The sequence below is a fragment of the Desulfuromonadales bacterium genome, from assembly GCA_035620395.1.
GTDB lineage: Bacteria > Desulfobacterota > Desulfuromonadia > Desulfuromonadales > DASPGW01 > DASPGW01.
In genome coordinates this window covers 1-8,126 of record DASPGW010000219.1, presented here as the reverse complement: position 1 = coordinate 8,126, position 8,126 = coordinate 1, and the positions used below count along the sequence as shown (strand labels likewise).

Annotated in this window: 7 protein-coding genes; 5 read left to right on the top strand and 2 right to left on the bottom strand. The window is 60.6% G+C overall.

The window, feature by feature from the left end; genetic code table 11:
- Positions 1–690: transporter (locus VD811_12090; protein ID HXV21716.1), on the top strand; the 690-nt coding region annotated here is incomplete at its 5' end.
- 171 nt (positions 691–861) lie between these two features.
- On the opposite strand, the gene VD811_12085 is transcribed toward VD811_12090, so the two are convergent.
- On the bottom strand, positions 862–1,356 hold the full coding sequence (locus VD811_12085; GenBank protein ID HXV21715.1) for a TlpA disulfide reductase family protein: 495 nt from the start codon (positions 1,354–1,356) through the stop codon (positions 862–864).
- 11 nt (positions 1,357–1,367) lie between these two features.
- Positions 1,368–2,063, bottom strand: coding sequence for a cytochrome c biogenesis protein CcdA (locus VD811_12080; GenBank protein ID HXV21714.1), 696 nt, complete (start codon positions 2,061–2,063; stop codon positions 1,368–1,370).
- Positions 2,064–2,381: 318 nt separating this feature from the next.
- Between VD811_12080 and VD811_12075 the strand changes: the two genes are divergently transcribed.
- The 4 genes from VD811_12075 to VD811_12060 form a co-directional block, all read left to right on the top strand.
- Positions 2,382–3,683 carry a PAS domain-containing protein gene (locus VD811_12075; GenBank protein HXV21713.1) on the top strand — a complete coding sequence of 434 codons (1,302 nt, stop codon included), beginning with the start codon at positions 2,382–2,384 and terminating at the stop codon, positions 3,681–3,683.
- The gene (locus VD811_12070; GenBank protein ID HXV21712.1) at positions 3,680–4,348 is read left to right on the top strand and encodes a response regulator transcription factor; all 669 of its coding nucleotides are present in this window, start codon (positions 3,680–3,682) and stop codon (positions 4,346–4,348) included. Before VD811_12075 ends, VD811_12070 begins: the two co-directional genes overlap by 4 nt.
- A gap of 292 nt (positions 4,349–4,640) precedes the next feature.
- Positions 4,641–5,948, top strand: a complete 1,308-nt coding sequence (locus tag VD811_12065; protein HXV21711.1) for a PAS domain-containing protein — start codon at positions 4,641–4,643, stop codon at positions 5,946–5,948.
- Positions 5,949–6,139: 191 nt separating this feature from the next.
- A partial coding sequence (locus VD811_12060) for a hypothetical protein (GenBank protein HXV21710.1) occupies positions 6,140–8,126 on the top strand: 1,987 nt, incomplete at its 3' end.

The window sequence follows — 8,126 nt, the reverse complement described above, 5'->3', positions numbered from 1 at the left end:
CCCTATCTTTACCGCAATGCCATCCGCGAGGCGCATCACGAACCGGAGGGCGAGCCGCCCCACGTCGAGGACCACGGCGACGCGAAGGGCATCGGGGATCTCACCCTCTTCGGTCAGTGCCGCTTCCTGGAGCCACCCGAGGCAGGACTTCATCTGGCGCTGCTCTTCGGGGTAAAAGCCCCCACCGGCCGCACCGACGTAAGAACGCCGGAAAGGGTACGCTTCGAGGCCGAACACCAGCCGGGCTCCGGATCCTGGGATCCGATGCTCGGGCTCGGCCTCACCCGCCACTTCAACAGCCTGGCCTTCGACGCCAGCGCTCTCTATCTGCTGGCCACCAAGGGGACGCAGAAGACCGACCTCGGCGACCTCCTGACCTACAATGCGGCTCTCTCCTGGCGGCTGCCGGAGATGGGGCACTCCCACCGCGGAGGCGAGCATCATTCTCACCTGAACTGGGACTTGATTCTGGAGGCCAACGGCGAATACCGGCAAAAAGAGGAGGTGGCCGGGGTCAAGAACCCGGAAAGCGGCGGGCACATCCTTTTTCTATCTCCCGGGACCCGCCTTTCGGCCGAAGGCGGGATGTCTGCAGACCTCTCCCTCGGCATCCCGGTTTGGGAGGACCTGAACGGCAAGCAGAGCGAACCGGAATACCGGCTGATGTTCAGCGTCGGGGCGGCACTCTGATCCCTTCAACCTAGAAAAGGCAGTTTCGCGCAAAGCTCGCAAAGAGCGCAAAGGAAAATCAGGCGGTTATTTGACCTTGGCGTTTAACCTGATTGGTGCGGGTCTATATCTTCATAAGGATTGGAATTTCTTTGCGGCCTTGGCGCGCGCGAGTAAATGCCGTTTTCAGGTTCAATTGCGGATCAGTTGCTTGAAGTGTTCTTCCATGTTTTCGGGAAGCTGGACGTGCTTGTAACGCACCACCCCTTTGCTATCGACCAGGAAAATGGTCGGGACTCCGCGGACCCCGAAGGCCTGTCCAATCTCGAAGACATGATCGTAGCCGGTGGGAAACCCGTAGCCGTGCTTTTTCCAGAAGGCCCGAGCCTTGCCCTCGGCATCGTTGATTCCGGTGTTGATCGCGAGCACCTTCAGCCCCCTCGGACCAAACTCCTCCGCCAGCCGGTTGATGCCGGGGAATTCCCGCATGCAGTTCGGACACCAGGTATTCCAGAAAACCAGCAGCAGGGGCTTTCCCTCGAGAGTCGCCCGGGAGAGCTTGCTGCCGTCAAAGGTTTGCAGGGCAAAATCCGGCATCGGCTCACCCACCTCGACGCTCCAGCCCGGGGCGACCATGACCGTCAGGAAACCCAGCACCAGCAAAAGAGTTTTTACGATTCTGGTCATCTTCAGCTCCCTTAAAACCACGCCTGCCCGGCCTTCACCAGATAATATATCGCCAGACCCAGCATCAGCAGGCCGAGAATCTTTTTTACGCCGACCATCCAGCGGCCCGGCCTGGGCAGAGCGGCGGCCATCCCCGAAAACGTACCGATTACAATGAGCAGAACGCCCATCCCCATGGAAAAGGCGAAAAGCAGAAAGCCTCCGTAGGCAACACTCTGGGTCGTGGCAACGTAGGTGAGCAGGCCGAATAGTACCGGCGAAACACAGGGGGAGGCTACCAGGCCCGAAGCGGCGCCGATCAGGAATGCTCCGATTACCCCTCCGGCGGCCGGCTCCATGGGACGATCCGCAAACCAGGCGGGAAATGGCAGCACCTCCAGGATGTTCAGGGCAAACAGGAGGAGGATATTGGCGACAATCAGCAGCGCCCAGGGGTTGGTGCTGATCTGTCCGAAGAAACTTCCGGTCAGGGCCGCAACCATGCCCAGCAGCGAATAGACGGCGGCCATTCCCACCACATACCCCATCGAAAGGAGAAAAGACCTCACCCGGGTTTTCGCCCCGGCGGTGCGGGAGCCAACATAGGCGGACACAATGGGGATCATCGGGTAGACGCAGGGGGAAAGGCTGACGAGAAGTCCTCCAGCAAAGGCTGCCCCGACCGCCACCAGTGGCGATCCGCCGAGATACATTTCCATTCCGTTCATACCAACTTCGCTCCGCCCACGCTCAGCCCATCTCCCTACCTGATCATTCTACCCGATTCTGCAAATTCGGGTGAAACGCGAAAACCTTGTCAGGGTACGCCGGTGTCGAGGAATACTGCCATCCCGGCTGATTCGCACCGGTTTTTTCAGGTTTTTTCCCGAGCGCGCACACTGCCCCCATGGTATACTTCAGGGAAAATCATTTGAACCCGGCCCCTGTCATTAACACTGATTTTCAAGAATAGAGATGAGGCCAAAACCATGTCCTCCTCCCCTTATGACCCCCCGATGGATATCACCAACTGGAACGGATTGCGAATGAAACACCCTTTACTCGACGTCTCCCCCGGCCGGCTTCTGCTGGTGGTGATCCTTTCCATCCTCCTTGCCGAGGTAGGCGAGCGGCTGCTTCTGGGCCACGCGTTCCCCGAGTCGGATCTGCCTCATGCCTTTATCGACATGATTTCCATGCTGGTGGTGCTTGTACCTATCTATTTTATCATCTACCGACCCTTTCAGACCCAGTGGCACCAGCGTCAGCGGATGGAGGAGGCGCTGAAAACAAGCGAGGAGCGCTTGAAGTACGCCCTCGAGGCGATCAACGACGGAGTGTGGGATTGGCTCGTGCCGACCGGCGAGGTCTACTTCAGTCCCCGCTGGCAAACAATGCTCGGCTATGAACCAGGGGAGCTGGCGTCCCATTACAGCAGTTGGGAGAGCCACCTGCACCCCGAGGACCGGGAGAAGACGCTCCAGGCCCTGACGGACCACGTGAACGGGCTTACTCCCAGCTACCAGTCTGAGTACCGCATGCGCACCAAGGACGGCCATGACATCTGGATCCTCGACCGCGGCCGGGTCGTCGAAAGGGACTCGGCGGGGAAGGCTCTCCGGGTGACAGGAACCCACACCGACATCACCATGCGAAAGCAGGCCGAAGCTGCACTGCATCTACTCTGGCAGCAGTTGGATCGGACAGCCGAGAACGAAAGAGCCCGCCTGGCCCGGGACCTGCACGACCATTTAGGCCAGTTGGTGACCGTTCTGCAGCTGGATCTAGGGGTTTTCAAGCGCACCTTGCAGGAGCCCGAGGATGTTGCCCGGTGCCGGCAGCTCATCGACCTGACCACGCAACTGGGGCATGAGATCCGTCAGGTCACCGCCCGCCTGCGGCCGCCGGCTCTCGACAGCGGCCTGGTGCCGGCCCTGAAATACGACCTCGAGAACCTGCGAAAACACCTGTATGACCTTCAGATCACTTTTCAAGCCCCGGGCCTGGAGCGGCAACGCCTGGAACCCGAGGTCGAGATCACCCTCTTCAGAATCTACCAGGAAGCCCTCAACAACGCGGTCAAGCACGCCCGGGCGCGAACGATCGATATCCGGCTGCAGCGGGAAGGTTCCGAGATCCTTCTGGCCGTACAGGACGACGGGGTAGGATTCGAGCCGCAGCTGACTCTCCCGGGGGAAAAAAATCAGGGGGGCATCGGCCTGGTGGGGATGCGGGAGCGGGTCGCCGCCCTGGGAGGGCGACTGGAGATCATCTCGAGCCCAGGAGAAGGGACGACCGTCAAGGCCTTCCTCCCGAACCAGCCACAGGAACCAGGGGAGACACCATGAGCGGCATTCGGGTTCTGATCGCCGATGACCATCCCATCGTCAGGAAGGGATTGCGCCAGTTGCTGGAAGCCGAGGCCGACATGGAGGTGGTCGAGGAAGCCGGTGATGGCATGGAAGCCCTGGAGAAGGCTCGGGTTCATCATCCCGATGTTCTGCTGCTCGACATCGCCATGCCCCGTCTGACCGGCCTGGAAACCGCGCAGATGGTCAAGGATACTTCACCCGAGACGAAGGTCGTGATCCTCTCCATGTACGAAAAGGAGGCCTACGCCCGCCAGGCCCTCGACGCCGGTGCTCTCGGCTATATCCTGAAGGGGGGACCGAGCGAAGAGATTCTCGGCGCCATTCGGGCCGTTGCCAAGGGCCGCTATTTCCTGAGCTCATCCATCACCTCTTCGGTCGTCGACGTCTACCTGAAAGGCCGCTCGACGGCGACTCCCGACGAGGGCTACCAGAGCCTTTCAGAAAGGGAACGGCAGGTCTTCATGCTGCTCGTCGAGGGCCTCTCCACAATCCAGATCGCCGACACTCTCTGCATCAGCCCCAAGACCGTCGAAAAACACCGGCTCAATATCGCCACCAAGCTCGGTATGGACAGCCCCGTCGAAATGGTGAAATACGCCATCCGCATCGGCCTGGTCGACCCGGACATCTGGAAATCCTGAGAGCCCGAACGCATCAATTCCCCTCAAATCAGCCATTTTTCTCATTCAAAAGGGCAAATTTTCATTTCCGAATTCAAACTCTCCCATAGATTTGCTCATCCCCTCAATTGTATAGTTAAGATAGGTGTTAACGATAATGAAATTAAAAATCTAGCAACCGGCAGAATCCTGCGCAAACAGGTAGCGTATCCTGGTCATCGGATTAATGCGTAATTTTACGGAATTAATCGAGGACGAAAACATGTTCCCCTCCCCCCGGAAATCCCAGGAAAATCCCTCCTCCTGGAAAAAAATGCGGAACAAGCTTCCGTTGTTCGACCTCTCACCCGGCCGGCTGCTGTGGGTGGTCATCCTCGTCCTCTTCATCGCCGAGATCGGGGAATGGCTGATTAAGGCCAAACTCCACCCGACCATCTCCGTGACCGAGATCTTTATCGACGTGGCCTCCATGCTGATCGTGCTGTGGCCGGCCTATTATTTCTTCTACCGACCCTTCAAGACCCAGTGGCAAGAACGACAGCAGATGGAGGAGGAACTGCGCAAAAGCGAGGAGCGCCTGCGGCTCGCCCTAGAAGGAACCAAAAGCGGCCTCTGGGACTGGGACCTCACCACCGACAAGGGCTATTACAGTCCGAGCGGCGAACGCATCCTCGGCTATGCCCCCGGCGAGTTGGATCAGTCGGTGCAGACCTGGAAGGATCTTCTTCACCCCGAGGATCGCCTCCCCGTCCTGAAGTTGCTGCAGCATCATCTGGATGGGCGCAGCTCCTTCTATGAAACCGAACACCGCCTGCGCCGGAAATCGGGAGAATGGTCATGGTTCCATGCTATGGGCCAGGTCATTGCCCGCGACTCCGAGGGACGTGCCCTGCGCATGGTCGGGACCTTCAATGAAGCCACCAAGCGAAAAACGGCCGAGGAGCAGATCCATCAACTTTACCGACACCTGGACCGGACAGAGGAGTATGAAAGGGCAGGTCTTGCCCGGGATCTGCACGACGAACTAGGCCAGTTGGTGACCGTGCTGCAGCTGGAACTGGGGAGCTTCAGACAGCCCCTGCCGGAGCAAGAACATGCCGCCAAGTGTAAGCAGCTCATCGACCTGACTACGCAGCTTGCTCATGGGATCCGCAACGTCACCGCCCGGCTGCGGCCGCCGGCTCTCGACACCGGGCTGGTGCCGGCCATGGAGTACAACCTCGACCGCATGGAAGAACATCTCAAGGATCTCCGGATCACACTCCATGCTCCGGGTCTGGAGCGGCAGCGCCTGCAACCCGACGCCGAAATCGCCCTCTTCAGAATCTATCAGGAGGCCCTCAGCAACGTGATCAAACATGCCCGGGCGCGAACGGTCGACATCCGGTTGCAACAGAAGGGTGACGAAATCATTTTCGCCGTGCAGGACGACGGGGTGGGATTCGAACCGGACCCGGAACATACGGCGACCGGCAAGCCTTCCGGCCTCGGCCTGGTGGGGATGCGGGAGCGGCTAACCGCTTTGGGAGGACGCCTGGAGATTATCTCAGCCCCCGGACGGGGAACCACCATCATGGCTGTCCTTCCGTATCGCCCCCTGGAATCCGGCAAGACGCCTTGAGCAAATTCATCTGGAAATCCTGAGGTTTACCATCTCTTAATTCCCCCAAAAGTAGCAATTTCCTACCCCTGAATACCGTTTCCCCCCATTGATCGATTTACCCGATAGCGGGATACTGACCATTAAAGAAAGCAAAATTCATAATCAAATAGGTCGACAGGCCCAGCTGCCTTCCGGAAAGGAGGATACAAATGCGCACGGCAACGAAACGCTGGTTTCTTCAAGGGATCTTCTTGATGGGCCTGCTCACCCTGACTTCCTGCAGTGGCGGCGGTGGCAGCGGCGGCAGCGCCACGCCGCCGGACGGCGGCGGCAACACTCCCGTCGCCGACTTCTTCGGTCCTCCACCAGCCGATGACCCGTCCGCTTTTACCGACGGGACCGATAACGCTCTGCTCGCAACGCTCCCCCCTGCCAATGAAGGGACTCTGGAGGGTCCGGGCGAGACCCTGGTAGACCCGGGCGCCAACAACGTCGTGCAGGAAGCCCAGCAGCAGCCCGCGGGATTTTTCAACATCCCGACCAACAGCCGGCCGAGCCCGCTCTTCGGCGCCCTGCCCTTCACCCAGCAGATGCTGCTTTTCGAGGAGTTCGGCACCGAACCGCTCAGCGCTACCGGGCCGGTACCGGCCAATCCCCTCCCGTCCCCCGTGAATGCATCGAGCGGACCGGCTCCCGCTGCCCTGGAGGCTTTCCTGGCCCAGGCGGGGATCGCGCCTTTCCCCACGGAGTTTGCCAACGACGTGGATGAAAACCCCTGGAAGGCGCAGATTGCTGCCTATATCGGCCGCGAGCTCGATACGCCGCCCGCCGAAGGGCGGCCGCCCGGACGCGGCTGGGCCCACCAGCGGTTCAACGAATTCTTCCCGCAGGTCTACTACAAGACCGCCCAGGCTGGCGCGCGGGTGAACGGCGGCTTCCGTGACGGCAAGCAGCTGCACCGCTACCAGTTCGGCGAGTTCGGCCCCGGCGGGCTCTACCACAACACCGCAGGCGTGCCGGGCACCGAGGGGACGACCAGCAGCATCGTCATCCGCTTCCACCCGGACATGCCGATCCAGAACCCGGAAGCCCTCTGGACCTTCGACGGGACCCTGCCGCCCAAACTGCTCATGGTGCGCTACGGCCAGGCGGTCCTGATGCGCCACTACAACGCGCTGCCCATCGACCCGGCGGCCAACCGCGGCTTCGGCATCCACACGATATCCACCCACGAGCACAACGGCCACTCCCCGGCCGAGAGCGACGGCTACACCAACGCCTTCTTCTTCCCCGGGCAGTTCTATGACTACCGCTGGCCGATTCAACTGGCCGGTTACGATACCATCAACACCAGGGCAACCGATCCGCGGGCGGCCTTTCCCTGTGCGCCGGGGGAAACCCTCTTCGTCAACGACGCCAACCCGGGCCGGAAGACCTGCCAGAACGGCTCCATCCGGATCCGCGGCGACTGGCGTGAGACGATGAGCACCCACTGGTTCCACGACCACATGCTAGACTTCACGGCGCAGAACGTGTACAAGGGGAATGCCGTGATGATGAACTATTACAGCGCCCTCGACCGCGGCAACGAGGCCTTCGACGACGGCGTCAACCTGCGCCTGCCGAGCGGCACGGCGCTGCCTTGGGGCAACCGCGACTACGACGTCAACCTGCTGGTCGCCGACAAGGCCTGGGACCAGACCGGACAGCTGTGGTTCAACATCTTCAACCTCGACGGCTTCCTGGGCGACCAGGTGCTGGCCAACTGGCTCTACAAGCCTTTCCTCGACGTGCGGGCGCGCAGCTACCGCTTCCGCATCCTGAACGGGTCGGTGTCGCGCTACTTTTCCATCGCCCTGGTGCATCAGCTCGACGGCGAAGGCGGCGAGATTCCCGGCCCGCCGGGCTCCGGCATCTCCTACAACCGGGTTCCCTTCCACATGATTGCCAACGACGGCAACATCATGGAACACTCGGTCGCCTTCGACGGCACTCTCGGCACCGTCAGGGGGCAACTGCCGGTCCAAGGGATCGCCGAGCGCTACGACATTATCGTCAACTTCAGCCACCATGGCATACAGCCCGGGGATCGGCTCTACTTCGTCAACGTGCTGGAGCACACGGACGGACAGCGCCCGGGGGAGAAGATTCCTCTCGAAACCATCCTCTCCGGGACCTACAATCCCCAGACCCAGG

Bases quoted from the DNA above. Each gene is read 5' to 3' on its own strand.
- VD811_12070 (HXV21712.1), top strand. From the start codon at position 3,680: ATGAGCGGCATTCGGGTTCTGATCGCCGATGACCATCCCATCGTCAGG.
- VD811_12065 (HXV21711.1), top strand. From the start codon at position 4,641: ATGCGGAACAAGCTTCCGTTGTTCGACCTCTCACCCGGCCGGCTGCTG.
- VD811_12085 (HXV21715.1), bottom strand. From the start codon at position 1,356: ATGACCAGAATCGTAAAAACTCTTTTGCTGGTGCTGGGTTTCCTGACG.
- VD811_12075 (HXV21713.1), top strand. From the start codon at position 2,382: ATGAAACACCCTTTACTCGACGTCTCCCCCGGCCGGCTTCTGCTGGTG.
- VD811_12080 (HXV21714.1), bottom strand. From the start codon at position 2,063: ATGAACGGAATGGAAATGTATCTCGGCGGATCGCCACTGGTGGCGGTC.